This window comes from Pseudomonas sp. Z8(2022) (genome assembly GCF_025837155.1).
Lineage (GTDB): Bacteria > Pseudomonadota > Gammaproteobacteria > Pseudomonadales > Pseudomonadaceae > Aquipseudomonas.
Genome location: NZ_CP107549.1, coordinates 3,398,640 through 3,424,713, shown reverse-complemented (window position 1 = coordinate 3,424,713; position 26,074 = coordinate 3,398,640). Strand labels below are relative to the sequence as shown.

Sequence of the window (26,074 nt, the reverse complement as noted above, 5' to 3'; positions counted from 1 at the left end):
GCTCACTGCATTAACCGTCGATGGGGCGCTTGACCCACACCGGCGAAAACTTGCCCTGGCCGCCGGTGACGAACAGGCTGACCACCTCGCCGCGCTCCAGCGTCACAGGCTTCAGGTCGGCGACCTTGCGCTCGCCGTCGAACAGTGCCAGGCCGACCTTGACCGGGTTGATCTCGCGGTCGCCACGGCCGTCCGGTTTCACGTCGGCGACCACGGCGGTCTTGCCGTCGGCGGTCTTCAGGCTGAGGGTGCTGTCGGTCAGGTTTTGTACGCGCAGCAGGGCTTTCTGCCGGCTGGTGAAGGGCGGCTCCTCGACCAGGCGCGGCTTGTCGCCGGTCTGGCTGACCAGGGTGTAGTAATGCTCGGCTTCCAGATCCACCGGCATCTGCGCGTTGCCGACCTGGGCCTGATAGCTGCCGGCCGGGAGGTACTTGAAGTCGCTCGAACCCAGCGGCGCGATCTGCTTGAGCTGGGTCTGGCCGACGCTGACATCGAGTTCGGCGCTACCGGCGTTGTAAGCGCGGACGAAGGCCGAGCCCTTGGGCGCCTTGGGACCGTAGAGGGCACCGTCATCGGCCTGTGCCTGGATCATGCCGAGGCCCAGAGCCAGGGCGCAGGCGCCCAGGGTGAAGCGGCGTAGGGTGGTTTGATTGCTCATCGGATAGTCCTCCTTGGGGGATGAATCAGTGACTGGCAGAGGCCAGCCCCTGGCGCTCGCCGCCCTCTTTGAGGGCGGCGAGCCATTGCGGGTCGAAATCGGTGAAATCGCTGGTCATCGGCAGGTAGCGCTCGGGAAATTCCCAGATCACCAGCTGCGGCGGGTTGTTCTCGAATTCCTCGCTCTGCAGGTACTTGAGCATCGGCACCAGCGGGCCGACGCCTTCTTCGGCGTGGTTGGTCAGGTCGCGTTGCAGGTGCTGGCGCAGGGCACCGGCGAAATTCCAGGCCGGGTTGGCGCTGTAGCTGGTGCCGACCAGCGTTACCGGCAGGTCGCGATCGCCGAACAGGTCATCGCCGCCATCGTCGGCTGCATAGGTTTCACGCTGCTGCAGGCGGTCGGCCTGCGGCATCAGGCTCTCGAACAGCGGGGCGAGCGGCAGGAAACGGGTCAGGTCGCCCTGATGCGTGCGGGTTTCCACGGTTTCGGTGACGAACTGCTGCGGCTCGCCGCGCAGCTGCATGGCGCTGTGCACCACCTCGCTCAGCGCTTTGGCCGCGACGTCGGCGCCTTCCGGCGTCCAGTGGGTGTCGGTACGCAGGAACACCGGCGCCTCATTCTTGGCCGTCTGCAGCGGTTCGAGCAGGTCCGGCGCGGCGATCCCGGCGTTGCGCACCGCACGGTGAAAGCGCGGATACAGGCTGCGCTGCAGGGCGCTGGGACGATGGCTGCCGGTGTGTTCCGGGTACAGGCGGGTCTTGGCCGGGACGATGGCCAGCAGCAGCTGGACATCGCGTTCTTCCAGCTGGCGCTGCACGCCGCGGATCAACGCCAGGTTGTCGCGCATCTGGCGCTGGCCGTCGGCCACCGGATCGAACTCCTCATCCGAGTACAGCCAGCCGTCCTCGCCGATCACCAGGCCGCTGCGGCCTTCACCGAAGAGCAGGTATTCCACGGCCGCCCAGAGGTTGATACCCGCCTGCTTGAGCGGGAAGTTGTCGTCGTAGTGACGCTCGATGCTCTTGGCCAGGCCTCCGTCTAGCACGCTCGGCCGCGTCGGCATGTGGTAGTCGGCGAGCCTGGTCAGGGCGAGCAGGCTGGTCGGCAACAGCAGCAGGGCGAACAGCACGACGTAGAAGGTCTTGATGGGGCGATTCATACTTGGCCTCCGCTCAGAACTGGAAGTAGAGGAAGGGGGAGTAGCTCTGCGCCGAGAGCTTGAGCAGCGACACGCAGAACAGCAGCAGAAGCGCGCCACGCAGGGCCACCATGCGCAGATCGATGGCCTGCAGGGCGACGCCGGCGCTGGCCAGGGCCAGGCCCGCTTCATGGCCGCGGCTGGCGAGGAACTGGCGCGCGCCGCAGATTGCGATCACCACCCAGGCCAGCACCAGCGTGACCATCTGCAGCCCGGTGATGCGCGCCAGGGTCAGCTCGCTCAGGTGCCAGTCGGCGAAGCTGAACAGCGCGGCATACATGCGCCCGGCCACCTCCAGGTTCTCGGCGCGGAAGATCACCCAGCCGAGCATTACCAGCAGCAGGGTGAAGACCCACTTCAGCGGGTTGAACACTGTCGGTGCAGCCTTCACACCCAGGGCCCGTTCGATGGCCAGCCAGATGCCGTGCCAGGCTCCCCAGATCAGGAACGTCCAGTTGGCGCCGTGCCAGAAACCGCCCAGCAGCATGGTCAGAAACAGATTGCGGTAGGTGTTGAAGGTGCCGTGGCGATTGCCGCCCAGGGGGACGTAGAGGTAGTCGCGCAACCAGGTGGACAGGCTGATGTGCCAGCGCCGCCAGAACTCGGTGATCGACTGGCTGATATAGGGCTGGTTGAAGTTCTCCATGAAGCGAAAGCCCATCATCAGGCCCAGGCCGATGGCCATGTCGCTGTAGCCGGAGAAGTCGAAGTACAGCTGCGCGGCGTAGGCGATCATGCCCAGCCAGGCGTCACCGGTGCTGGGGTTTTCCAGGGCGAAGCAGTGGTCGACCAGCGGCGCCAGGCTGTCGGCGATGAACACCTTCTTGACGAAACCCTGCATGAAGCGCGTGGCGCCTTCGCTGAACTTGTCGAGGCTGTGGGTACGGTCGGTGAACTGGTCGGCCAGGTCCTTGTAACGCAGCACAGGGCCGGCGATCAGCTGTGGGAACAGGGCGATGAAGGCGGCGAAGTTGATCAGGTTGCGCGTCGGTTCGGTGTCGCGGCGGTACACGTCGATCAGGTAGCTGATCGACTGGAAGATGTAGAAGGAGATGCCGATCGGCAGGATCACCGAGGTGAGCACGAAGGGCTCCAGCCCCATGGATTCGAGCACGGCATTGATGTTGGCGACGCCGAAATTGGCGTATTTGAAGTAGCCCAGGGTGGCCAGGTTGCCGGTTACCCCGGCCACCACCCAGCGACGCGCCGTCTGGGTGCCGACGTGGGCGTGAATGCGCAGGGCGAAGAGGTAGTTCCACATCGTTACGGCGGCGAACAACAGGAGGAAATCCACCCGCCACCAGGCATAGAAGGTGTAGCTGCCGATCAGGATCAGCAGGTTACGCCCGCGATTCGGGCACAGGTAGTACAGGCCGAGGAAGATCGGCAGGAAGAGGAACAGGAATACGTTGGATGAAAAGACCATCCGTGCTTCTCCGAAAATAGCCGGGGCATCACCCCCCCTTTCCCCCCCACGAGTGGAGGGTTTGTTTTTGCCCTGCTTACTGGGCGCAGGGAGTGGCTCTTGCCCTCTCCCCAACCCTCTCCCGTGAATCGGAGGGGGCGCTTGAACGGTGTGTAGCTTTCTCACCTCGTCCGCTGAAGCGCCCTGGGCTCTGCGAAGCGCTGGGCGCATGGCGGGGCGGGATAGAGGGTTGGTCGCCCCCGCGGGGCCACGCTTAGCTGTCCTGGTCGAACACCTTGCTGATCTCGCCGCCGAGCCGGGTGTTGTTGAATGGCCCCATGCGGTCACGCCGGGCCTGGATCTGCGCGCTGCAGCTGTAGACGCTGCAGTACGGCGCCAGCCAGGCGTACTTGTAGTCCTCGCGCATCTCCTTCATGTCCTGCTTGGCGCCGGCGCGCTTGGCAAAGGCCGATGGATCCTCGGCACCCTCGAGCACGCCTTCGGCCAGGCGCTTGAGCGCTTCGTGGTTGGTGCTGCGCAGGTCGACACCGTTGGCTTGAGCGAAGGCGGCGATCATCGCCAGCGGCGGCAGGCTGTAGTTGTGATACGACAGGGCGCGCTGGCTGCGGTTGATCTCGTTGGGCAGATAACCCTCGTCGTCCACCTGGTTGGCGGCGATGCGGAACTGGTCCACCGACCAGTCGAACAGGTCGCGTCGGTCGCTGATCACTGCCACCGCCATCACCGACCAGGCCGACCAGTAGCTGTGGTTGTTGATCTTGCTCAGCGGCAGGTTGCTCCAGTCCTCCACGGTCAGCTCGGCGAGGCTGACGAACCAGCGCTCGATGCGCTGGCGCTGCTCTGGGTAATCGGCCAGCGGCTGCGACTCGGAGAACTTCAGGCGCAGCCAGGCCCCGGCCAGGCTGCCCAGCGCCCATTTGCGCATCGACTTGCCGGTGTGGTTGAGCGCCGGCGCTTGCAGCGCACCGGCCTGGGCCCACCGGTCTAGTGCGGCGACCACGCAGTCGAGCTGGCTGCGCTTGCCGTTGCGCATGTACTGGGTGATCAGCCTGATGGCTTCCGTCTCCAGCTCGGTAATGGCCTCGGTCTGCTCGCGGAAGTCGCTCTCGGCCGCTTCATTGAGCGTGGCGCGGGCGCTGTCGGAGCCCTCGTACTTGCTGGTGAATTCCAGCTCGCCGGTGTAGGGCGTCGGCAGCTTCGGGCAGGCCAGCTCCTTACTGCCGGCCTGTCCGGCGGCCGCGGCGTAGTAGCCGGCCGGCGGCTGCAACGCCGCGAATGCCGGTCCACAGAGCAGAATTCCGCTCAGGGCCAATGGGATCAGTCGTGTAGGCATGGGGCCTCCTCAGTCTTGCGCGGTGCGTTGGGCGACCTGCTGGGCGCCGCTGGGGCGCTGGCACAGGCTGGCCTGGACTTTCAGGTCGTCCGCGCTGTCTTCGGGCTTCTGGATTTCCAGGGCAAAGAAGTTCTGATCACCCCAGCCCGGCTCGTTACGCAGTTCCACGGCGAAGCGGCCGTCGGTGTCGACGGTGTCGGGTTTCTCCAGCTTGAGCTGCTCGCGGCGGCCGTTGAGGTACCAGATGGTGGCGTCGACGCGCTTGACCGACGGGTCGCTGAAGCGCAGGTCGAGCTGGTGGCGGTTGCCGCGCAGGGTCAGCAGCTTGTTCTCGCCATTGACCAGCACCTCGTTGCTGCCCGGATGCAGGCGCTTTTCGCTGCTGAGCAGTTCGGTCTGGCCGCTGCAGCCGTTGTTCAGGGTGGCCATCAGCTGCCGGTGAATCTTGTCCGAGGCCAGGTCGTAGAGTGGCGAGAATTCCCAGATAAGGATCTTCGGCGGGTCGTTCTGGAACGAATCGCTGGCCAGGTACTCGAGCATCGCCCCTTCCAGGCCGCCACCCGGGAAGGCTGCGTTGAGCACGTTGGTGCCCAGGTGCTGTTCGAGGAAGCCGCCGAAGTTGTAGTTCTTGCCGCTGTGGCTGGTGCCGACCAGGGTGATCTTCGGGCTGCTGTCGTCGCCGAATAGCGCGTCGCCATCGCTGGCGTCCTTCGGCTCGGTGACGAACTGATCGACGTACTGCACCGCATAACCGGTGCCGCACAGCTGGCTGGCGACGTTCTGCATGGTGCCGGTCTTGCCCATCAGGCCGATGCGCTCGGTGACGAATTCCTTCTGCGGAATCTCGTCGAAACCGGGAATGCGCCTGACCGTCTCGGCCACCAGGCGCGCGGTGCGCTCGGCGCCGTAGGGCGTCCAGTGCTGGTCGCGGCGGAAGTAGAACTCCTTGTCGCTGTCCTCGTCGGTCAGCGGCGTCAGGTCCGGCACCCAGATACCCAGCTGTTCGAAGCGGCTCAATGCCTGGCGGTAGTTGCGCAGCGCCTTGTCATAGTCGAAGCGCTGGTAGTCGGCCGGGCGCAGCTTGCTGCGATTGACCAGGCCGCGGGTCGGTTGATAGACCACCACCAGTTCCACGCCGCGCTGCTTGAGACCGTCGCGCAGCTCCTTGAGGCGCTGGTAGCCGGCCTCGGTGGTGCCGAACTCGGTGCGCAGATCTTCCACGCTGCGGAACAGCCAACCCTCGTCGGCATCCATGAGGGTGATGAAGTTCTTCATGTAGCTGGTGGTGTAGCGGCTGGCATCGTGCGCAGCCGGGCACAGCGAGCAGCAGTCTTCCACCTGGTATTGCGGCGCCTGGCGTTCTTCGGCCTGCAGCGCGCTACCGAATGCGGCGCAGGTCACTGCCAGGGCCAGGGTCTTGAGTTTGTATGCAGTCATGGGAGGCCTCGTCAGTTGGTCATCGGCTCGGGCTCGATCGGATCGATCAGCACGGGCAGGCGCTGGCGCACCATGAGGTCAAGGATTTCGTCCTGCTTCTCGCCGAGAATGCCGGCGAGCTGGATGCCGCTGCTCTTGCGCGGCGCGAGCATCTTCACGCGGTACAGCTCGACCGACAGCGGCGAGTCGATGTTGATCGGGCTGGAGCCGTTGCCGGCCAGGGTGCCGCCGACGATGATCATCGAGATCTTGGTATCGAAGGGGTCGAGGTCCAGGTCGCGGTCGGTGTCGGACAGATCCTTGATGTGGCCGTACACTCCGGTGAGCTGGTTCATCGCCGCGAGGTTCTCGTAGAGGCGGATGTTCTCGCTGTTGCGGATGCGAATGCCGTGGCGCCGGTTGCCCAGTACATGGTTGCCCCACAGCAGGTTGTCGCCGCTCTCGTACAGGGTGATGCCGTCGGAGTGGTTGCCGTGCACGCGGTTGTAGGCGATCAGATTGCGTTCGCTGTTACGGTCGATGACCACGCCGGAGAGCTTGTTGTCGTAGCTCTCGTTGTTGATGATCCAGCTGTCGTTGACCTCGCGCGAGATGATGATGCCGTGCTTCTTCTTGGTACCGAACACGGTGTTCTCGGCGATGATCAGGCCATGCGAGCGGTCGTGCGGGTCGATGCCGTAGACGATGTTGTCGCGGTAGGTGTTGCCCTTGATCACCACGTTCTGCGCTTCGTAGCAGTAGAAGCCGTACCAGTGATCGACGAACTCCGAATCGATCAGCCAACCGGTCGGCTCGTCGCGCTGGAGGCGCTCGTGCATGTTCGGCGTGTACTGGGTAATCGATACCCCGTAGGACTTCGAGTTGCTGTAGCCCAGGCTGGTGATCACGCTGCTGGCGATATACAGCTCGCTACCGCCCCAGGACACCAGGAAGGGGCGGAACTCCTTGCCGTTGTCGCGCATGCTCGCCGGGCCGTTGTCCGCCTCGCGCCAGGCGGTAACGCGGGTGTCGGTGATGAACATCAGGCCGTCGTTGACCAGGAACGAGCCGCGCTCCTGCGACAGGCGCAGTTCCCGGGTTTCCTTGCCGATGTGCAGCGCGGCACCCTCGGCCACCACGATGGGTAGACGAGCCAGGTACACGCCTGGCTCCTGCTCGGCGAACTGGCTGTCAGGCAGCGCCTTGGCCAGATCCTGGGCGGTGACCAGACCGCCTTCGATGAAGATCGCCTGGGGCATGCCCTGCTGGCGCTTGATCCATTCGCGCAGGCGTTCGTTGCCGCCGGTGAAGTCCTTCAGCGCGTCCTGGCGCAGCATGCGCCGCACCACCACATCGCCTTTCTTGCCATGCGGAATCTTGGCCAGCACGGCTTCCCTGGTGTAGCCGGACAGCTCCGGCAGCTCGGGCGCTTCCATATGCAGTTCGCCCGCCGGTGCGCTGCGCACGCGGTAGTCGAACTGGTGTTGCTCAGGATTGGCCTGGGCCAGCGGCGCGGTGAGGCACAGCGCGCTGAGCAGCAGGGGTAGGGCTAGTCCGTTGGATTGCATGATCCGATCCCTCAGAAGCGCCAGATGAAGTCGACGAAGGCGCGGTGCATCACCGAGTCTGTGCCGCTGCCGTAGGCGTCGCCCGGCAGGAACACGCCGGCGCGCAGGCGTACCAGAGCCGAACGGTCGTCGAGCTGTTCGGCGACGCTGGCCGGCAGCAGGCCCTGCTTGAAGTAGCGGGTCAGCACCAGGTCGACTTCCTGGCCGATGTCTTTCTCGCCAGCGACCAGCGGCGCGGTGATGCCGCTGTCGCCGACATCCTGATCGCCATCGACACGCCAGAAGCGGTGATAGACGACGCTGGCGTCGTAGTCCTCGCCCAGCTGCCAGGAGCTGAACGCGCTGGCCACCTGCAGGTTCGACAGTTCGCCGCGAAAGGCCTCGCCGTAACGGTGCAGGCGCGATTCGACGCCGGTGAAGTTGGCGCGGTTGCTGTGCAGGCCGGTCTGCATGAACTGGCGCGACTTGCCTTCATCGCCACCGCCGCTGCTGCGGGCATAGGCGGCGCCGATCTTCCAGTTGTCGTCGAGGCTGTAGCGCAGACCAAGGTCCATCGCCCAGGCGTCGACATCCTGGCTGCGCGAGCCGCTGGCGATGCGGTCGTTGCCGACCACTTCCTGCTGCAACTGATCGGTATCGCCCTGCAGCCAGGTCAGCTGCGCCCAGTAGTTGAGGCGGTTGCGCGAATTGCGCTCGAAGAAGCCGCCATCGGCGTGCAGGCCAAACCAGGTCAGGTCGCCGGTGTAACGCTTGCTCAGCTCGTCGACGCGCTCGCCGGGGTTGGCCAGATGACCGTCGTCACGGCTGTGGTGCAGCTTGGCGCCGATGCGGTGGCCCGGCGTCCACTGATAGTCGAGGCCGGCGAAGAAGTGGCGGCGGTCCTCGTCTTCGGGGGTGAGGTCGTCGAGGTCGGTGCGGTAGTCGGAGAAACGCTCGGCAACGCCCACCGTGGCTCGCAGCAGGGTGGTGTCGAAGGTCCAGTTGAGCGCTTCGATGTTGGTGTCCCACCAGGTGCCTTCGTCACTGCGCAGGCGCTGGCGGCCGACACGCAGATGCTCGCCGGGGTAGGCGGTGAGGCCTGCGTAGTCGACCCAGAACTCGCGCATGGCCAGGTAGCTCTTGTCCGGCTGGCGCGCGTCACTGCGCTGGGTGCTGTCTTCGCCGTCGTCCTGCAACGGGTCGGTTTCGATGGTATCGGTGGCGGTCACCGCCTGGCCCATGGCGAAGGCGCTCCAGTCGCCGCGCTCGCCGTAGGCCCAGGGGCGCAGGTCGAGACCGATACCGCTGACGTCGCCGCCCTCGCGGGTGCCGAGGTCACGGTCGTCTTCCGATTGCGCGGTGATCTTCACATCCACGCCGAAGTTCTTCGGCGCATCCGCCGCCCAGGCAGCACTGGCTGCCAGCAGGCTGGCGCTCAGCCCCAGCTGGCTGACGATACGGTTTAGCTGCATGCGTGCTTCCCTGTTCATGGCTGGCTGACCTGCAGAGCGGCCTGCTGCTGCAGGACGATGCCGCGGGCATCACGCTCCTCGCGCAGCAGGCGTTGGCCTTCGGCCAGTTGTTCCGGGCTCAGGCTCTCGGCCACCGCGTGCGCCAGCTCGAAGGTCGGCGGTGTGTTGCGCGGCAAGGCCAGCTGGCTGAAGACATAGGCGTTGACCGGGTTGGGCTTGACCCCGCGGCCCTGGCTGAACATCTGCGCCAGGGCGAAGTCGGCACTGAGCTGGCCGGCGCGGGCGGCGCTGAGCAGGTGGTCGAGCGCCTGCTGGGCGTAGACCTCGCCGAGGTAGCCGCGCAGGTAGATCTGCCCCAGGTAGTAGTTGGCGCTGGGCTCGCTGGGAGCAGCCTTGCGCAGGTGCTGTTCGGCTTTCTTCGGCTGCTGCGGCAGCAGCTTGCCTTCGTAGTACAGGCGTCCGAGCAGCAGTTCGGCACGCGGCAGAGCGGCTTCGCGACCCTTCTCCAAGTAGCCGAGCAGGGTGTCGATATCGCCCTGGCCCGGATAGTCGTAGAGCAGGCGCGCCAGGCTGACCCAGGCGGCCGGGTAGTCGGGCGCGATGGTCTCGAGCAGGTCCTGCGCCTGCTGCGGTTGTGGCTGGCCCAGCTCGGGATCGCTGAGCACCTGCGCCACGGACTCGACCTGATTGGGCGAAACGCGGCCGGCACGATAGCCCGCCAGCAGCTGGTCGATCAGCGCCTGGCGGTCGTCTGCGCGGTTCTGCTTCTGGTACACGGTGGCCAGCTCGGCGTAGCAGGCGTCGTTGCTGGCCAGGCGCGCCTGGCAGATGCGCTCGATCTCGCCCAGGTGCTGGTCGTAGGTTCCGTCGTTGCGATACAGAAGAATCTGCGCCAGTTCTGCCTGCGGCAGACCCTGCTGGCGCCAGTCCTGGATACGTTGCGCGAGGTTCATGGCGGGAAAGTCCTGTGGGTAGAACAGGTAGAGTTCGGTCAGTGGCAGCAGCGCACTGGGCTCGCGGGCCTGGGCTGCGCTCTCCAGCAGCTCGGCTGCTTCCTGGCGCTCGGCCAGGCTGCTGCCGGGCTTGCGCGCCAGCAGCTTGCCGAGGCGCGCCTTGGCACGTGGCGAGCCGTCCAGGGCCTGGCGATAGATGCGCTCGGCCTCATCCAGATCCTGGGTCTGGCCATTGGCGGCGTAGATGTCGGCGAGGCCGATCTGCGAGTCGCTGTAGCCCATCTCGGCGAGCTGGCGGAAATGCCATTCGGCAGTCTGCTGATCACCGCTCTGCAGGGCTTCGCGGGCCAGGCGCTCATCCGGCAGGCCGGCGCAGCCGGCCAGGGTGGCGCTGACGGCGAGGCCGAGCAGGGCAGGGCGAAGGAGGGGCATGCTCACGGCGTGACCTCCTTAGCGACCTGCCGCGACAGCGCGGTCGACCAGCCAGCTCAGTGACGGGCCGCGGTCGATGACCACGTCCACCGGCTGACCGGCGAGGCTGGCCGGCAGGGTGTCCTGCGGCTTGATAACCACACGGATGTCCGAGCTCAGGCCGCCGTCATGCAGCGCGCTGCTGACGATCTCGCCGTGACGTGCGCTGTCTTCACCGGCCACCTTGAAGGTCACCGGCGTACCGGGGCGTGCCTGTTCCAGATGGCGGTAGGAGAAGCTGGCGTTGACGGTGGCGACGCCATCCTGCGGCACCAGTTCGAAGATCACGTCGCCCTTGCTGGCGAATTGGCCGTCGGCCACCAGTTGGCGAGAGATCTTGCAGTTGCACGGGCTGGTCAGGGTGCCCTGCATTTCGCGGGCGAACAGCTCTTCGATCTGGCTCGGTTCGAGCTGGTCGTCGCCCAGGTGACCCTTGAGCATTTCCAGCATGCTGGTGGTGAAGGTGGCGACCGGCGCACCCTTCTCCACGATGCCGTCAGGCTGAACCAGTGCCTGCACGCTGCCTTCACGCGGCATGGTGACCTGCAGCGCCGGCAGGCTGATCTGCGCCGACTGCGCGTGGGTGACGAAGTACAGGCCGTAGATTGACTTGCCGATGTAGCCGAAGGCGGCCAGACCGATCACGAAGATGGCGGCGCTGAAGGTCACGGCGCGCAGACGCCCGAACATGCCCATGCCGCCGCCGGAGCCGTTCTTGCGCGTCTTGGTGAAGTTGTCGCGCTGGAGGATGTGCAGCACCTCGCCGACGTTGACCAGCTCACCGGCCAGGTGGCTGCTGATCAGGTGGCGCAGGGCTGCGGTTTCACGTGCGCCGAGGCCGTGGAACTGGCAGCCGACGCGGTTGTGTTCCGGCTGCACCGAGGTGACCTGGAATTCGATGTCCAGGCCCAGTACCAGGCTGTCGAGCTGAAATTGCAGCTGGCCGCGGTGGAAGTCCCCGACCTTGTGCTTGGCGTTGTCGCTGGTGAAGCTGAAGCCGCCGGCAGAGACATCCAGCAGGCGCGCATCGATGCGTTCGCGCTGGGCATTGGTGTAGCGCAGACGCCCCGGCAACTTGACGCGGGCATGCTGGCGCTGGGCTTCGGACTCATGGACGACGTTGAGATTGGCGACGGAGTTCATGGTGGCTAGTTCCTATTCGAGTAGGGTCATACCAGCGCCAGCAGCGCGGCGATGAAGACGGAGGCAGCAGAGAAAGTCATGGCGCGCGACGACCAGCTGTTGAACCAGTTGGCGAAGCTGGACAGGCCGCGGTTGAGCTTGGTGTTCTGGCGCGTCCAGGACTGCTGGTCGAGGCGGAAGAACACGTAGATCTTCACCAGCGCGCCGACGATCTGGTTGTAATAGAGCAGCGCCGGATAGGCCGGGCCGATGCGGTGTCCGGAGAGCATCAGCAGCAGGGTCAGGATCAGTCGCGTGGTACCGATCCACAGCAGGTAGATCAGCAGGTACATCACGCTGTACTTGAGGCTGGCGATGATCGCCACGCACAGACCCAGCAGGCAGGTCCACATCGATACGCGCTGGTCGAACAGCACCAGGGTGGTGAAGGCGCCGAGACGACCCAGGCCCAGGCGCAGGGCGCGCGAGTTCTGCCGCAGGTTGTTGCCGTACCAGCGGAACATCAGCTTGCGGCTGGCCTTGATGAAGCTCTTTTCCGGCGGGTGCTCGACCGTGTTGATGGCGGCATCCGGCACGTAGAAGGTGTCGTAGCCCAGGCGCATCAGGCTGTACCAGCTGGACTTGTCGTCCCCGGTGAGGAACTGGAAGCGCCCCAGACGCCAGTGCTCGAGGTGATCGGCCTCGACATCGCGAATGAACTCGGGATCGGTCACCACGCTGGCGCGGAATACCGACATGCGTCCGGTCATGGTCAGCACGCGCTTGGAGAGCGCCATCGAGCACATGTTGAGGTGGCGCTGGGCGAAGCGCAGCTTGTGCCATTCGCTCATCAGGTAGCTGCCGCGGACTTCGCAGAACTCGTTGGTGGTCAGCCCGCCGACATTGGGGAAGAGCTTGAACCAGGGCACGCACTTGCGTACCACTTCCGGCTCGAGCACGGTGTCACCGTCGATCACCGCCACCACTGCATCGCGGTCCGGCATCTGCCGCGAGATGGCGCGGAAACCGTGGGCCAGACCATCACGCTTGCCGGTGCCGGGGATGCGCACGATGTCCAGGGTGACGTGCGCCGGCGGCTCGGCCTGGGCCCAGAGGTTCTTGATCAGCAGCTCGTCGGAGAGCTCGACGATCGAGCACACCACGGTGCAGGGATAGCCGCAGTCGATGGCTTCGCGAATCACCGAGCGATAGACCATGGCAGTGGTCAGCGCCTCGATGCGGAAGCTAGTGACCAGCAGGAACACATGAGAGGGGTCGGCGTCCTTGCCGAGTTTTGTAACCTTGCGGCGGTACCAGGGGTACACCAGGTAAAGAAATAGGCAGCCGCGCACGAAGTGCATGGCGCCCATGGAATATCGCCAGATGCCGACGATGCCGATCAGCAGGAGGAAATCCCGCGACTCGGGGTCGAACACCGTACGCGGCAGGGCCAGTGCCAGCAGCATCAGCAGGCTGAGATAGAACATCCAGCCGGTGGTTTGGTTGAGGCCGTTCTTGAGCTTGTCCATATGCGTCTCCGGGCACCTGCACGCGCTTGGCGTGCAGGTGCGCTCGGGTCCTTACCAGCAGATGCCTTCGGCCACGCCATTGCTGGCGTGGGGCATGAAACCGACCAGGTCGATCACCCGCTTGCCGCTCGGCGCCTGCTCGGCCAGTTGGGCGAATCGCTCGTCGCTGTTGCCCAGGATGATGATGTCGGCCTTGGCCACCACGTCGTCCAGATCGCTGTTGAGCAGCGAGGAGACGTGCGGGATCTTCGACTCGATGTAGTCCTTGTTGGCGCCGTGTACGCGGGCGTACTCGACGTTGCGGTCGTAGATGCTCAGGTCGAAGCCCTTGCCGATGAGCATTTCCGCCAGCTCCACCTGCGGACTTTCACGCAGGTCATCGGTGCCGGCCTTGAAGCTGAGGCCCAGCAGCGCGACCTTGCGCGAGTCATGGCTGGCGATGATGTCGAAGGCCTTCTGCACCTGGGCGGCGTTGCTGCGCATCAGCGAACTGATCAGTGGGGCTTCCACGTCCAGGCTGCTGGCGCGGTAGTTCAGCGCACGCACGTCCTTGGGCAGGCAGGAGCCGCCGAAGGCGAAGCCGGGCTTCATGTAGTACCTGGAGAGATTCAGCTTGTGGTCCTGGCAGACCACGTCCATCACCTCGCGACCGTCGACGCCGACTGCCTTGGCGATGTTGCCGATCTCGTTGGCGAAGGTGACCTTGGCCGCGTGCCAGACGTTGCAGGTGTACTTGATCATCTCGGCGACTTCGATGTCCTTGCGGATGATCGGTGCGTCCAGCTCGCTGTAAATGCTTTCCAGCAGGTCGCCGGAGGTCTTGTCCAGCTCACCGATGACGGTCATCGGTGGAAAGTCGTAGTCCTTGATCGCGGTACTTTCGCGGAGGAACTCGGGGTTCACTGCCAGGCCGAAATCCACGCCGGCCTTCTTGCCCGAGCAATCCTCGAGAATCGGCAGCACCACGTTCTTGGCGGTGCCCGGCAGTACGGTGCTGCGTACCACCACGGTGTGGCGCTCCTGTTTGTCGCGCATGGCCATGCCGATCTCGCGGCATACGCCTTCGATGTAGTTCAGTTCCAGATCACCGTTCTTCTTGCTCGGGGTGCCGACGCAGATGAACGACACATCGCTCTCCAGCACGGCAGTGGCGACATCGGTGGTGCCACGCAGGCGGCCCTGACGCAGACCCTGTTGCAGCAGTTCTTCCAGGCCCGGTTCGACGATGGGCGATTTGCCATTGTTGATCAGGTCGATCTTGTTCGCGGAAATATCCACGCCAATCACATCGTGACCCCGTGCCGACAAACAGCCGGCACAAACGGCACCTACATAACCCAAACCGAAGATACTGATTCGCATGGTATTCACCTCATCCGTTTGATGCAGTTTCAAATACTGGCCAGTTGGCCAAAACTAATCCGAGAACTTGCTTTTCGACTGTTAGCAAATTCATTCAGGCATAAGTAGAAAGCGGTGCCTGAGTCGGCACCAAGTGCGGGCCTTATATATAACGTGGCCCTTTGATGTTATTGCTTGCGCTTCGCTTGAAGGCTCTGTTTCGGTGCTCTTGCGGGTCGATCTGTCTCCGTTTGGATTACATAAACTTTCCTTCGGATGAAGCTGCTTGGCACTGCGGGCAGTTTCTGGCTATGAAAAGTTATGTATTGAAAAGTGTTACGGGCTGTATGAGTGGCGGCACTTTCGGATAGTTCCTACCGTTCGTCCTGAAGCTGAACGGGAGCTGAACGGGTAATTTGATCGCAATATGGTGGCAACTTGCAAAATGCATGATGGCAAGCTGCAAGTTAATTAACGTGAAACTATCCGATAACTAAGCGCACGGATAAGTTCTGCGAAAAGTGCGACCGCGCTGAAACTGTGATGCCAAACAGGTTTTTGAGAATCAAACGCAACGGGGCGGGAATTTTCGTCTGCCGCTGCGCTCGGGGCGCCGGGAGGCAGCGGAGGCGAAGAGGGGAAAGAAAGGCAGGAAGTTGTTCAACGCAGCGGCCAAACCCATGCAGTAACCGATGAGCGGTGCACGGGTTCGGCCGGATCGGCGGTCAGTCTTGCGGCTGGTCGCGCAGGAAAACCAGGCTATCGGGTTTGGAATGCTCGGCCGAATAACGGTAGCCCTGATAGTTGAAGTCCTTCAGGCCTTCGGGATTGTTCAGGCGTTCCTTGATCACGTAGCGCGCCATCAGACCACGGGCCTTCTTGGCATAGAAGCTGATGATCTTGTACTGGCCGTTCTTCAGGTCCTTGAACTCGGTGTCGATGATGCGCGCGTTCAGGGCCTTGCGCTTGACCGCGCCGAAGTACTCGTTGGACGCCAGGTTGAGCAGCACGTCGTCCCCCTGAGCGACCAGCGCTTCGTTCAGCCAGCCGCTGATGCGCTCGCCCCAGAAGGCGTACAGGTCCTTGCCACGGCTGTTGACCAGCTTGGTGCCCATTTCCAGGCGATAGGCCTGCATCAGATCCAGCGGGCGCAACACGCCATACAGGCCGGACAGCATGCGCAGGTGCGCCTGGGCGAAATCGAAATCGTCTTCGGAGAAATCCTCGGCATTGAGCCCGGTATAGACGTCGCCCTTGAACGCCAGCAGCGCCTGCTTGGCGTTGGATGGGTTGAACGGCCGTTCCCAGCTGCCGAAGCGCGCGGCATTGAGGCCGGCGAGCTTGTCGGACAGGCCCATCAGTTCGGCGATCTGCGCCGGGCTGAACTCGCGCAGCTGCGCGATCAGTTCCTGGGCGTGGTCGAGGTGTTCGGGTTGGGTGAAGCGCGGGGTGGCAGGCGGGGTCTCGTAATCGAGGGTCTTGGCCGGTGAAATCACCATCAGCATGTGCAAGGTCTCCAGAAAGCGTGACGGCGATTCTAGAGGTCAGGGGGCGGCAAGACCACCTATCGGGGCGATTGAGCCAGGCAGCGTCGATGGCTTCGCAGACGCATTCTTTGCTGAAGGTCGGCGGAGGGCAGGAGCATTGTGAGGTAAGCGAGGGCTGCACCCAATTGGCGCGGCGTGCTGCATGTGGGGGCGGGTAAGCGAAGCGTGGGACAACAGGTAGGACTTAGGACTGTAACGGGGCGCTGGCGGTGCGCCAAGCGTTATCTGTCGCGTCTGCAAATAAACCTGCAGGCCGAGAAAAAAACGTTTTTCTGTCATGGGAATTGGAGTAATAAAAAAGCAAGACCGCCGAAACCTGCAGACAGGTGGCGGCCATTGGCCCTCACCTTGCTTGCCACCTTTCGGCCCCGATCTGAAAAGTCGGCGGTCTCTGTCCGGCGCAGCACCGCCCAGGTATTGCGTCGCCCGGCTATTACAAGAAGGTGACCGAGTATGGATGACCACGGACGCTCCAAGCCCACCGCTCCAACCCTCTACGCCCTCGACACCAATGTTCTGATTCACGACCCCAACGCCTTGCTCAACTTCGAAGAACACCATGTCGCCATCCCGATGACGGTGCTGGAGGAACTCGACAAACTGAAATCCGGCAAGCACGGCGTCGCCGCCGAATGTCGTCAGGCCATCCGCCTGATCGATCAGATTCTCGCCGGTGCCGAACCCGAGGACGTCGAATACGGGGTCCCTATCCAGCGTGGCAAGAGCGGTCCCTGCGGTCGTCTATCGATTCTCATGAGCAAGAGCGCCGCGCCGGTCACCTGGCTGCCGGAAGACCTCAACGACAACAAGATCATCAACCAGCTGGTGGAGCTGAAGACCCGCAATCCGGGGCTGTCCGTGGTGCTGGTGACCAAGGACATCAACATGCGCCTGAAGGCGCGTGCCTGTGGCATCGACGCCGAGGACTACCACACCGACCAGCTGGTCGATGACGTCTCGCTGTTGTCGAAGGGCTATCACGACATGCCCGGCTCGTTCTGGGATCGCGTGAGCAAGGTGGAGACGCGTCAGGACCACGGTCGCACCTGGCACCGCGTGCAACTCACGGACAACCTGCCGTCGGCCCACATCAACGAGTTCATTCTCGATGAGCAGGGTTTCGTCGGCTGGATCAAGGCGGTCAAGGGTGACGAACTGGTGATCCTCGACATGCACCAGGAGCCGCTGCTGCATCAGGAGGCCTGGGGCCTGAAACCGCGCGACATCCATCAGGCGCTGGCACTGTTCGCGCTGCTCGACCCCGACATCCATCTGGTCAACCTGTCCGGCTCTGCCGGCTCGGGCAAGACCATCCTGGCGCTGGCTGCCGCCATCGAGCAGACCATGGTCAGCAAGCGTTATCGGAGGATCATCGCCACCCGCAGCGTGCAGGGGCTGGATCAGGAGATCGGTTTTCTGCCAGGCACCGAAGCGGAAAAGATGGAGCCCTGGCTCGGCGCAATCACCGACAACCTCGAAGCACTGCATATGGAGGACGAGAACACGCACGGCAGCGTCGACTACATCCTGCAGAAGGTGCCGCTGCAGTTTAAGTCGCTCAACTACATACGCGGACGCAGCTTCCAGCAGAGCCTGATCCTCATCGACGAGTGTCAGAACCTCACCCCGCACCAGATGAAGACCATCATCACCCGCGCCGGCAGCGGCTCTAAGGTGGTGTGCCTGGGCAACCTGGCGCAGATCGATACCCCCTATCTGTCAGCGCCCAGCTCGGGCCTGACCTACCTCACCGAAAGGTTCAAGGACTTCCCCCACGGCGTTCACATCACCCTGCAAGGCGTACCGCGCTCGATCCTGGCGGAATACGCGGAAACCCATATGTAACTCCAGCTGTTAAACACTGACGCCCCTGCTCGCAAGAGCAGGGGGCGTTTCAGTCAGCATCAACGAATTTCCATAGGTCCCGTGGGAGCGGCTTCAGCCGCGATGATCGCGGATAAATCCGCTCCTGCAGAAGCGAGCATTTGGCTCCCTTCTCTCGCTTGCGGGAGAGGGGGCGTAGCTCGAATGAAATCCGGAGATTTTTGCAGCTCTGGCCCCGGATTTCATCCGGGCTACGAAATCCTGACCCGCGGGTTTACAATCGGCCGATTCCCGCCAGGAGCCTTCCCGTGCTGACCCACCTCGATTCCCAAGGCCGCGCACACATGGTCGACGTCACCGACAAGGCGACCACCTTCCGTGAAGCCACCGCCGAAGCGCGCGTGCGCATGCTGCCCGCCACCCTGCAGATGATCGTCGCCGGTGAGCATCCCAAGGGCGATGTGTTCGCCGTGGCGCGCATTGCCGGCATCCAGGCGGCGAAGAAAACCAGCGACCTGATCCCCCTGTGCCACCCGCTGATGCTCACCGGGGTCAAGGTCGAGCTGAGTGCAGAGGGCGACGACACGGTGCATATCACCGCGCGCTGCAAACTGTCCGGGCAAACCGGTGTCGAGATGGAGGCACTGACTGCCGCCAGCGTCGCCGCGCTGACCATCTATGACATGTGCAAGGCCGTGGATCGCGGCATGGTCATCGAGCAGGTGCGCCTGCTGGAGAAGCTCGGCGGCAAGAGCGGTCATTACAAGCTGGAGGAACAAGCATGATCCGCGTGCAGTATTTCGCGCGCTATCGCGAAGCCCTGGGCCGTGACGATGAACAACTCAGCGGCGACTTCGCCACCCTCGACGATCTGCGTCTGCATCTGGTCGCCCGTGGCGGCGAGTGGGAAGTGCTGGGCGAGCAGAACCTGATGTGTGCGCGCAACCAGGAACTGTGCAGTCTCGACGAGCCGCTGGCCGAGGGCGATGAAGTGGCCTTCTTCCCCACCGTGACCGGCGGCTGATAACAGCAGCAACGGTTGATTACAGCTCCTTCAAGCGAGACATAGCGCATGACCATCCGCGTACAGGCCCAGCCCTTCGATCCCGGCACCGAGCTCAACGCCCTGCATGCCGCCAACCTCGGCATCGGCGCGGTGGTCAGCTTCGTCGGCTATGTACGCGACTTCAACGAGGGGCGCGAAGTCGGCGGCATGTTTCTCGAACATTTTCCCGGCATGACCGAGAAGGCCCTGACCAAGATCGCCGATGAAGCGCGCGAGCGCTGGCCGCTGCTGGGTGTCGAGATCATTCACCGCATCGGCCGTCTGGAGCCGGGCGAGCCCATCGTCTTCGTCGGTACCAGCAGCGCCCATCGCCAGGCGGCGTTCGATGCCTGCAATTTCGTCATGGACTACCTGAAGACCCGCGCACCCTTCTGGAAGAAGGAAGACACCAGCGAAGGCCCGCGCTGGGTCGAAGGCCGTTGCAGCGACCAGAGCGCTGCCGAGCGCTGGCAGAAACCCTAAGGCTTCTGCCGTGCGGTGCGCCCGGCGCTGGCGATCACCTGCACGCCTACGCCAGCGCCAGATGTACCCGCAGGGCAATGGGGATCAGCATCAGCAGCACGCCCAGGCCGAGCACGCGTATACCCCACTCATGCTCGCGAAAGTTGAAACCGACTCCCAGCAGCAGGAAGCCCCCGATCAGCAGCACCAGCATCAGGTTAAAGTGATCCATCGCTCTTCTCCGCTTCCCGGTCTTTGTTACAGCCTAGCCCCTCCGTCTGCCTCGGGGGCTGACCTGCGGCAATGAATGCCTGACTCGATTGGCGACAAATTGCGTCTTGATCGGTCGCTGTCTCGCCGCATGGCCTGCTTCATACTGCGCGCAGTCATCGTCAAGGATCGTCCATGCGCCTGCTTCCCTCACTCCTGCTCGCCGGCCTGCTGGCCACCACACCGCTGCACGCTGCCGAGCGCAGCTTCACCATCCTGCACAGCAACGACTGGCAGTCGCGTCTGCTCGGTTTCGGGCCGAACGACGAATACACCCCGGCCACGGTGAACGATGACGGCACCGTTGGCGGCGTCGCGCGCCTGGCCACCTTGTTGAACGAGCGCCGCGCGGCAGCCGGTGACGAGCCTCTGCTGCTGCTCGATGGCGGCGACTTCACCATGGGCACGCTGTTCCACACCGTCGCCCGTGAGATGGGCAGCGAACTGCGCCTGATGACCGAGCTGGGTTACGACGCCGCAGTGATCGGCAACCACGAGTTCGACTTTCGCCCGGCCGGCCTCGCAGCAATGATCAATGCCGCGTACAAGGCCAAGGGCGATGCGCTGCTGCCGCTGCTGTCGAGCAACATGCGGTTCGATCCGGCGAGCAAGGCCGACGACAGCCTCGAGGCGCATGCCGAGGCCGGGCGCATCCTGCCGTATACGCTGATCGAGCGCGGTGGAATCCGCTTCGGTCTGTTCGGGCTGCTCGGCAACGACGCTGTCGCGGTCAGCCCGATGATCAAGCCGCTGACCTTCGCCGACCCGGTAGCCACCGCCAGGGAAACCGTGGCCAAGCTGCGTGAGCAGGGCGCCGAAGTGGTCATTCTGCTGTCGCACATGGGCGTCACCCAGCAGAATGACGGCAGCTGGCGCGGCGAGGAGGTGGAACTGGTCGAGCAGGTGCCCGGCATCGATATCGTTGTCGGCGGCCACTCTCACGTGGCGCTGCCGCAGCCGGTGCTGGTCAACGGGCATACCCCGGTGGTGCAGGCCGGCTCGGAAATCCAGTACCTCGGCGAACTGCGCATGACCATCGGCGATGACGGCGTACCGCGTGTGCGCGACTACCGCCTGCATGCGGTCAACGACAGCATCGTTGGCGACGCGACCATCACTGCCAGGGTGGAGGACTTCAAGCAGGTAGTCAGCGAGCACATGCTGGCACCGAAGGGCTACGGTTTCGACCAGCAGCTGGCCAAGGTCGACCAGAGCCTGGGTCGCGATTTCAGCGAGCACAGCCTGTCCAATCTTGTCACCGATGCGCTGCGTCATGCGGTGGATGCGGACTTCGGCTTCACCGGCAACGGCACCATCCGCGATGACCTGATCAAGGGCCGTAACGGTGTGCAGGGCGTTTCCGATCTGTTCCGCATTGCCCCGCTGGGTATCGGTCATTTCGACGACGAACCCGGCTACCCGATGATCAAGGCCTACTTCACCGCCCGCGAGATCAAGTCGCTGCTGGAGGTGCTGCTGCTGGCCTATCAGCTGCGTGACAGCGACAGCTATTACCCGCGGGTTTCCGGCGTGCGCTTTACCTACAACCCCTGGCGCGTGCCGTTCGACCGCATCAGTCGCCTCGAGATCGGCGACCCGGTCAAGGGCTACCGCGATCTGGATCTCGATGACACGCGCCTCTACAGCATCGGCGCGACCAGCTACGTCGGCAGTTTCACCTGGCTGGTGCCGGATCTGACCAAGGGCCTGCTCAGCGTGACACCCAAGGATGCCGAGGGCCGCCCGCTACCGCGCATCGAAGATGCCATCGTCGACCAGGACCCGGATACCGACGGCGTGCAGGAACTCAAGGAGTGGCAGGCGCTGCTCGATCACATCCGCAGCCTGCCGGATCTCGACGGCGACGGGCTGGCCGACATCCCCACCACCGGCGTCGCTGCCGAGGTGCGCATGATTCGTGCGCCCAGCCTGCATCCTGCGGACATGTTCCGTCTCGCCGGGCCGCTGCAGTGGGGCACCAGTGCGGTAGTTCTGGCTTGCGTGTTGCTGATCCTCTGGCTATTGAGTCGCCCGCTGCGCCGCCGGCGTTGAGTATCTAGGGCGCGCCTGCGTACCGAATGCGGTACGCATGGCACGCCCTGGCTTGCCCCGCAATCTTGCCAAGCCTGGCCTGCCTCCGTATGGTGCAAAACCGCCTGCTTCGGAAGCTACGCAATGATCTTTCCGCACTGTCCGCTCGCCGATCGCGCACAATCGACCAATTCCCGCTCGGATAAGAGCCACGCCGCTGGTGTGGCACTCGCCTTATGAACGCATTCAATCATTCGCGCCCGCTGGCGCTGTTCGGCCTGCTGCTGGCCAACCTCTGCTGGTCCGGCAATGCCCTGGTGGCACGCGCCTTCGCTGGCGATATCGCCCCCTTCACCCTGTCATTCTGGCGCTGGTGCCTGGCGCTGGCGCTGTTGTTGCCCTTCGTCGCCGTGCCGTTGTGGCGCCATCGCGCGGCGGTTGGCAATGCCGGCTGGCGCCTGCTGGTGCTTGGCGGCCTGGGCATCGCCGGTTACAACTCATTGCTCTACAGCGCAGCGCAGACCACGGCAGCGATCAATATCTCGCTGGTCAACACCTGCCTGCCGCTGGTGACCTTCATCGGCGCCGGTCTGCTGCTCAACGAATGGCCGGCGCGACGTGCCTGGTGGGGCATGCTGGTGGCGGTGCTGGGCCTTGTGGTGCTGATCAGCCAGGGACAATGGAGCCGCCTGGCCAGCCTGTCCTTCAATCGCGGTGACCTGATCATGCTGCTCGCCGTGGTCGACTGGGCGCTGTACTCGCTGCTGCTGCGGCGCTGGGCCGCCTACCTGCAGCCGATTCCACCACTGGCGCTGCTCGGAGTGTTCATCCTGCTCGGCGTGCCGCTGATCCTGCCCTTCTATCTATATGAGCTGAGTCAGGGCGCGCACCTGACAGTCAACGTCGCCAACCTCTCGGCCATCGCCTACACGGCGATATTCGCCTCGCTGCTGGCCTACCTGGCCTGGAACCACGGTATCCGCGTGATCGGGGCGGCCAAGGCGGCGCTGACCAACTACCTGATGCCGGTGTTCACCGCGTTGCTGGGCTGGGTACTGTTGAACGAGAGCCTGCAGGTCTATCACTGGCTGGGTGCGGCGATGATCTTCGGTGGCGTGCTGCTGGCCACGCGGCCAGTCAAGAACGCCTGAAATATCTGCGCCTCTCTTCCGCTTGCGGGAAAGAGGCGGGGAGAAGGGGGTTATTCCGGCTTCATCATCACGAAGGCCTCACCGCCTTCGCGATCATGCATGAGGATGAACGGCTGGCCGGCGATCATCATTTTCACCGGTGCCTTGCGCGGCACCGTGGTGCCGGCGTTGACTGCAGCTGCGGTCAGCAGCTGGCGAGTCAGGGTGTCATCCTGCTGAGGCTCGCTGGTGACCACGCACTCGTGGCTGACCTTCACCTGAATGCTCAGGCTCTTGTCCGCATTGAATCCGATGGTGGCAAAACCCATATCGGTCATTTCGGTGATGCCATGCTGCAGCGCCACGCGATGCGCCTCGGCGAAGCTCGGCGCCGTCCTCAGGCAGATGTCGCGAAAGGCCTGCACCACCGGCGAGGTAACCGGCATCGGAGGCTGCGAACCCAGATTGGCGCAGGCACCGAGAAGGCCAGCGCTGACAAGCAAGGCGAGCTTATTCATCACATCATTCCTTAATGGAGTGGTTCAGGGTTGCTGGCAAAGGTCATGCCCCAGCAACTGCGAGGCCAGGCCCCGGGCCAGATAGGTTTCCACCACACGTCCATCGCCACACTCGGTCTTGTGACCGATGGCGATACCGATGGATAGCAGGACGAATAGCGCCAGGCCGATATTCTGGATGGGCGTCATGACAGGGCTCGTTTGGCAAACAATGGGCAGAATGAAGAGACGGTCAGGGGATGGCAAGACCCAATGTACCGCTGTGGATTAGTCGGCGCTGTGAGGCAATACTGGCAATCACGCAAAACAGGCAAGGGATTGTGCAATGAAGAAGCTGATCATCATTCTGCTGCTGGGCGCCGCCTTCTGGCAGTTCTACCTGAGCAAGCCCGGCAACCCGATCATCAGCAATATCGCCAGTGATGGTTCACTGATGGACAACCCGGTGGTCAACCAGCCTGGTACGTCCAGCCTCTCGCTGGACAAGTTGCGTTCCTCATCCTCGCTCAGTCAACCCGCGGCTCAGGTGGCCAGCAGCAACTATCGCTGCGATGGCCGCACCCACTGCTCGCAAATGACCTCCTGTGCCGAAGCCACCTTCTTCCTGCGCAACTGCCCGGGCACCAAGATGGATGGCGACAACGATGGCGTGCCCTGTGAAACGCAATGGTGCAGGCGCTAGGGCAGGGTGACCGCCAGGCTGCTGAGCGCGACCTGAGCGAGCAGCAGCCAGGCAACTGCGCTGATGATGCCCAGGACGCTGTAGCCGATGACGATGCAAATCGCGATCTGCTTCCACAGACCGGCGAAGCGGTTGGGTTCGTTGCGATGGTGCAGCGGCATATCACGCTCCGCCCGCAGATCGTCGAAGTCGTCTCTCGCTCTCAAGGTGCTCTCCTGATTCATGGGCCAGCGCGCGGCGGCGCTGCAGCCTGCTGGGGGCGAATTTTCCGGCATCGCCCGACGGCCCCGCAAGCGCCACCCGAGCAGTGGCGAGTTGAACCGATGGGCCGGAAAGCAGCAGTTGAGCACGTCGCCGCTGCTGAAGCCTAAGCGATTGATAAAACGTAAATTTATCGATGATGTGGGGTTGACAGCGATGGGCGAGACGCGGACAATGCGCGCCGTTGGCTACATAGCTCAGTCGGTTAGAGCGCAGCATTCATAATGCTGATGTCCCAGGTTCAAGTCCCGGTGTAGCCACCATAAATTTCAAGGGGTTAGCGCAAGCTAGCCCCTTTTTATTTGGGCCGGTGTCCCCGAACTGTCCCATTCTTGTCTCAGCCCAAGCGATGGTGTGGACAAGCCAGACTCGGCGCGAGGTGTGAATAGCGCATCGTCATCTTTATATCGCCATGGCTCAGGATGCGCTGCAGGGTGACGATATTCCCGCCCTGCATCATGTAGTGGCTGGCGAAGGTGTGGTGGATCATCTGCCCTGGCGTATGCAGGCCGGTGCGCTCATAGGCCTTGCGGAAGGCTGACCTGTAGGCGCTGAACAGCCTGACCGCGAGATGCGCCTACAGAACTCGAACTTACTGGTATCCAGCTGCTACCGAGGGATATGGCGCTTCTTCATAATGCCCGGTCCGGCAGCCGCCACTCGGCAATTCCACATCCCAAAACAACAAAACCCCGCCAAGGCGGGGTTTTGTCTATGCGCTACCTACAACGATCAAACGTTGAAGCGGAAATGCATCACGTCGCCGTCCTTGACGATGTAGTCCTTGCCTTCCAGGCGCCATTTGCCGGCTTCCTTGGCGCCGGCTTCGCCCTTGTAGGCGATAAAGTCGTCATAGGCGACCACTTCGGCGCGGATGAAGCCTTTCTCGAAGTCGGTGTGGATCACGGCGGCGGCCTGCGGGGCAGTGGCGCCGATGCGGACGGTCCAGGCGCGCACTTCCTTCACGCCAGCGGTGAAGTAGGTCTGCAGGTTGAGCAGCGAGTAACCGGCGCGGATCACGCGGTTCAGGCCCGGCTCTTCCATGCCCATGGTTTCGAGGAACATCTGCATCTCTTCGGGATCGTCCAGTTCGGCGATCTCGGCTTCGATCTTGTTGCACACCGGCACGACGATGGCGCCTTCTTCTTCGGCGATGGCTTTTACCACGTCGAGATGGGGGTTGTTCTCGAAGCCGTCTTCGGCGACGTTGGCGATGTACATCACCGGCTTGGTGGTGAGCAGGTGGAAGGTCCTGGCCAGGCGCTTCTCTTCGTCACCGAGGTCCTTGAGCAGGCTGCGCGCCGGCTTGCCTTCGGTGAGGTGCGGGATGAGCTTTTCCAGCAGGGCTTTCTGCGCCACCGATTCCTTGTCGCCGCCCTTGGCGGTACGGGCAACGCGCTGCAGCTGCTTCTCGCAGCTGTCGAGGTCGGCCATGATCAGTTCGAGGTCGATGATCTCGATGTCGCGCTTGGGGTCGACGCTGTTGGCGACGTGGATGACGTTCTCGTCTTCGAAGCAGCGCACCACGTGGGCGATGGCGTCGGTCTCGCGGATGTTGGCGAGGAACTTGTTGCCCAGGCCTTCACCTTTCGACGCTCCCGCTACCAGGCCGGCGATGTCGACGAATTCCATGGTGGTGGGGATGACCTTCTCGGGCTTTACGATCTCGGCCAGCGCATCCAGGCGCGGGTCGGGCATGGGCACGATGCCGCTGTTCGGCTCGATGGTGCAGAAGGGGAAGTTTTCTGCGGCGATGCCGGACTTGGTGAGGGCGTTGAACAGGGTGGACTTGCCGACGTTGGGCAGGCCTACGATGCCGCAGTTGAATCCCATGGTGT

At 63.5% G+C, this 26,074-nt stretch carries 24 protein-coding genes, 1 tRNA gene and 1 pseudogene; 8 read left to right on the top strand and 18 right to left on the bottom strand.

The genetic code is table 11. The features are described from left to right. Nucleotides 1-10: 10 nt before the first annotated feature. The 12 genes from OEG79_RS16405 to yaaA form a co-directional block, all read right to left on the bottom strand. Nucleotides 11-658 (bottom strand): alginate O-acetyltransferase AlgF, encoded by a 648-nt coding sequence (locus OEG79_RS16405; RefSeq protein WP_264146018.1) that lies wholly within the window; start codon nt 656-658, stop codon nt 11-13. Between the two features lie 25 nt (nt 659-683). Then, complete coding sequence (locus OEG79_RS16400; protein WP_264146017.1) at nt 684-1,817, bottom strand: alginate O-acetyltransferase; 1,134 nt, start codon at nt 1,815-1,817, stop codon at nt 684-686. A gap of 13 nt (nt 1,818-1,830) precedes the next feature. Continuing rightward, a complete protein-coding gene (locus OEG79_RS16395) occupies nt 1,831-3,282 on the bottom strand; it encodes an MBOAT family O-acyltransferase (RefSeq protein ID WP_264146016.1) in 1,452 nt (483 codons plus the stop codon). Between the two features lie 253 nt (nt 3,283-3,535). Further along, on the bottom strand, nt 3,536-4,615 hold the full coding sequence (locus OEG79_RS16390) for a mannuronate-specific alginate lyase (protein ID WP_264146015.1): 1,080 nt from the start codon (nt 4,613-4,615) through the stop codon (nt 3,536-3,538). A gap of 9 nt (nt 4,616-4,624) precedes the next feature. Further along, nucleotides 4,625-6,052: an alginate O-acetyltransferase AlgX-related protein gene (locus OEG79_RS16385; RefSeq protein ID WP_264146014.1), complete on the bottom strand. Its 1,428-nt coding sequence runs from the start codon at nt 6,050-6,052 to the stop codon at nt 4,625-4,627. An 11-nt stretch (nt 6,053-6,063) separates the two neighbouring features. Beyond that, on the bottom strand, nt 6,064-7,599 hold the full coding sequence (gene algG / locus OEG79_RS16380) for a mannuronan 5-epimerase AlgG (protein ID WP_264146013.1): 1,536 nt from the start codon (nt 7,597-7,599) through the stop codon (nt 6,064-6,066). An 11-nt stretch (nt 7,600-7,610) separates the two neighbouring features. Next, complete coding sequence (locus OEG79_RS16375) at nt 7,611-9,050, bottom strand: alginate export family protein (RefSeq protein WP_264146012.1); 1,440 nt, start codon at nt 9,048-9,050, stop codon at nt 7,611-7,613. 14 nt (nt 9,051-9,064) lie between these two features. Then, a complete protein-coding gene (algK, locus tag OEG79_RS16370) occupies nt 9,065-10,441 on the bottom strand; it encodes an alginate biosynthesis TPR repeat lipoprotein AlgK (protein ID WP_264146011.1) in 1,377 nt (458 codons plus the stop codon). Nucleotides 10,442-10,453: 12 nt separating this feature from the next. Then, nucleotides 10,454-11,617 (bottom strand): alginate biosynthesis protein Alg44, encoded by a 1,164-nt coding sequence (locus OEG79_RS16365; protein WP_264146010.1) that lies wholly within the window; start codon nt 11,615-11,617, stop codon nt 10,454-10,456. A gap of 26 nt (nt 11,618-11,643) precedes the next feature. Then, nucleotides 11,644-13,125 (bottom strand): mannuronan synthase, encoded by a 1,482-nt coding sequence (gene alg8 / locus OEG79_RS16360; RefSeq protein WP_264146009.1) that lies wholly within the window; start codon nt 13,123-13,125, stop codon nt 11,644-11,646. A gap of 51 nt (nt 13,126-13,176) precedes the next feature. Next, entirely contained in the window at nt 13,177-14,487 is a 1,311-nt protein-coding gene (algD, locus tag OEG79_RS16355; RefSeq protein WP_264146008.1) for a GDP-mannose 6-dehydrogenase, read from the bottom strand. Nucleotides 14,488-15,191: 704 nt separating this feature from the next. Next, nucleotides 15,192-15,971, bottom strand: coding sequence for a peroxide stress protein YaaA (gene yaaA, locus OEG79_RS16350; protein ID WP_264146007.1), 780 nt, complete (start codon nt 15,969-15,971; stop codon nt 15,192-15,194). A gap of 495 nt (nt 15,972-16,466) precedes the next feature. Between yaaA and OEG79_RS16345 the strand changes: the two genes are divergently transcribed. The 4 genes from OEG79_RS16345 (at nt 16,467) to moaE (ending at nt 19,365) form a co-directional block, all read left to right on the top strand. Beyond that, nucleotides 16,467-17,858, top strand: a complete 1,392-nt coding sequence (locus tag OEG79_RS16345) for a PhoH family protein (RefSeq protein WP_264146006.1) — start codon at nt 16,467-16,469, stop codon at nt 17,856-17,858. Between the two features lie 287 nt (nt 17,859-18,145). Continuing rightward, nucleotides 18,146-18,622, top strand: coding sequence for a cyclic pyranopterin monophosphate synthase MoaC (gene moaC, locus OEG79_RS16340; protein WP_013714224.1), 477 nt, complete (start codon nt 18,146-18,148; stop codon nt 18,620-18,622). After that, complete coding sequence (locus tag OEG79_RS16335) at nt 18,619-18,861, top strand: MoaD/ThiS family protein (RefSeq protein WP_003459467.1); 243 nt, start codon at nt 18,619-18,621, stop codon at nt 18,859-18,861. Before moaC ends, OEG79_RS16335 begins: the two co-directional genes overlap by 4 nt. 48 nt (nt 18,862-18,909) lie before the next feature. Beyond that, nucleotides 18,910-19,365, top strand: a complete 456-nt coding sequence (gene moaE, locus OEG79_RS16330; RefSeq protein WP_264146005.1) for a molybdopterin synthase catalytic subunit MoaE — start codon at nt 18,910-18,912, stop codon at nt 19,363-19,365. Between the two features lie 46 nt (nt 19,366-19,411). On the opposite strand, the gene OEG79_RS16325 is transcribed toward moaE, so the two are convergent. Continuing rightward, nucleotides 19,412-19,576 (bottom strand): hypothetical protein, encoded by a 165-nt coding sequence (locus OEG79_RS16325; protein ID WP_264146004.1) that lies wholly within the window; start codon nt 19,574-19,576, stop codon nt 19,412-19,414. 173 nt (nt 19,577-19,749) lie between these two features. Here OEG79_RS16325 and OEG79_RS16320 point away from each other — a divergent pair, with 173 nt between their 5' ends. Beyond that, nucleotides 19,750-21,666 carry a bifunctional metallophosphatase/5'-nucleotidase gene (locus tag OEG79_RS16320; RefSeq protein WP_264146003.1) on the top strand — a complete coding sequence of 639 codons (1,917 nt, stop codon included), beginning with the start codon at nt 19,750-19,752 and terminating at the stop codon, nt 21,664-21,666. Nucleotides 21,667-21,881: 215 nt separating this feature from the next. Then, entirely contained in the window at nt 21,882-22,796 is a 915-nt protein-coding gene (locus OEG79_RS16315) for a DMT family transporter (RefSeq protein ID WP_264146002.1), read from the top strand. 50 nt (nt 22,797-22,846) lie between these two features. Here OEG79_RS16315 and OEG79_RS16310 read toward each other — a convergent pair whose 3' ends face one another. Together OEG79_RS16310 and OEG79_RS16305 are read right to left on the bottom strand one after the other, a co-directional pair. Next, nucleotides 22,847-23,293, bottom strand: coding sequence for a hypothetical protein (locus OEG79_RS16310; RefSeq protein ID WP_264146001.1), 447 nt, complete (start codon nt 23,291-23,293; stop codon nt 22,847-22,849). A 24-nt stretch (nt 23,294-23,317) separates the two neighbouring features. Beyond that, entirely contained in the window at nt 23,318-23,482 is a 165-nt protein-coding gene (locus OEG79_RS16305) for a hypothetical protein (protein ID WP_264146000.1), read from the bottom strand. A gap of 136 nt (nt 23,483-23,618) precedes the next feature. On the opposite strand from OEG79_RS16305, the gene OEG79_RS16300 reads away from it, so the two are divergent. Then, nucleotides 23,619-23,975: an excalibur calcium-binding domain-containing protein gene (locus OEG79_RS16300; protein WP_264145999.1), complete on the top strand. Its 357-nt coding sequence runs from the start codon at nt 23,619-23,621 to the stop codon at nt 23,973-23,975. Here OEG79_RS16300 and OEG79_RS16295 read toward each other — a convergent pair. Beyond that, a complete protein-coding gene (locus tag OEG79_RS16295; protein WP_413247515.1) occupies nt 23,972-24,181 on the bottom strand; it encodes a hypothetical protein in 210 nt (69 codons plus the stop codon). The genes OEG79_RS16300 and OEG79_RS16295 overlap by 4 nt on opposite strands. Nucleotides 24,182-24,422: 241 nt before the next feature. Here OEG79_RS16295 and OEG79_RS16290 point away from each other — a divergent pair. Continuing rightward, a tRNA-Met gene (locus OEG79_RS16290) sits at nt 24,423-24,499 on the top strand. Nucleotides 24,500-24,606: 107 nt separating this feature from the next. Here OEG79_RS16290 and OEG79_RS16285 read toward each other — a convergent pair. Together OEG79_RS16285 and ychF are read right to left on the bottom strand one after the other, a co-directional pair. Beyond that, nucleotides 24,607-24,798 (bottom strand): annotated as a pseudogene (locus tag OEG79_RS16285) (tyrosine-type recombinase/integrase); the annotation flags it as partial. A gap of 170 nt (nt 24,799-24,968) precedes the next feature. Then, nucleotides 24,969-26,069, bottom strand: a complete 1,101-nt coding sequence (ychF, locus tag OEG79_RS16280; protein WP_264145997.1) for a redox-regulated ATPase YchF — start codon at nt 26,067-26,069, stop codon at nt 24,969-24,971. Between the last annotated feature and the right edge of the window lie 5 nt (nt 26,070-26,074).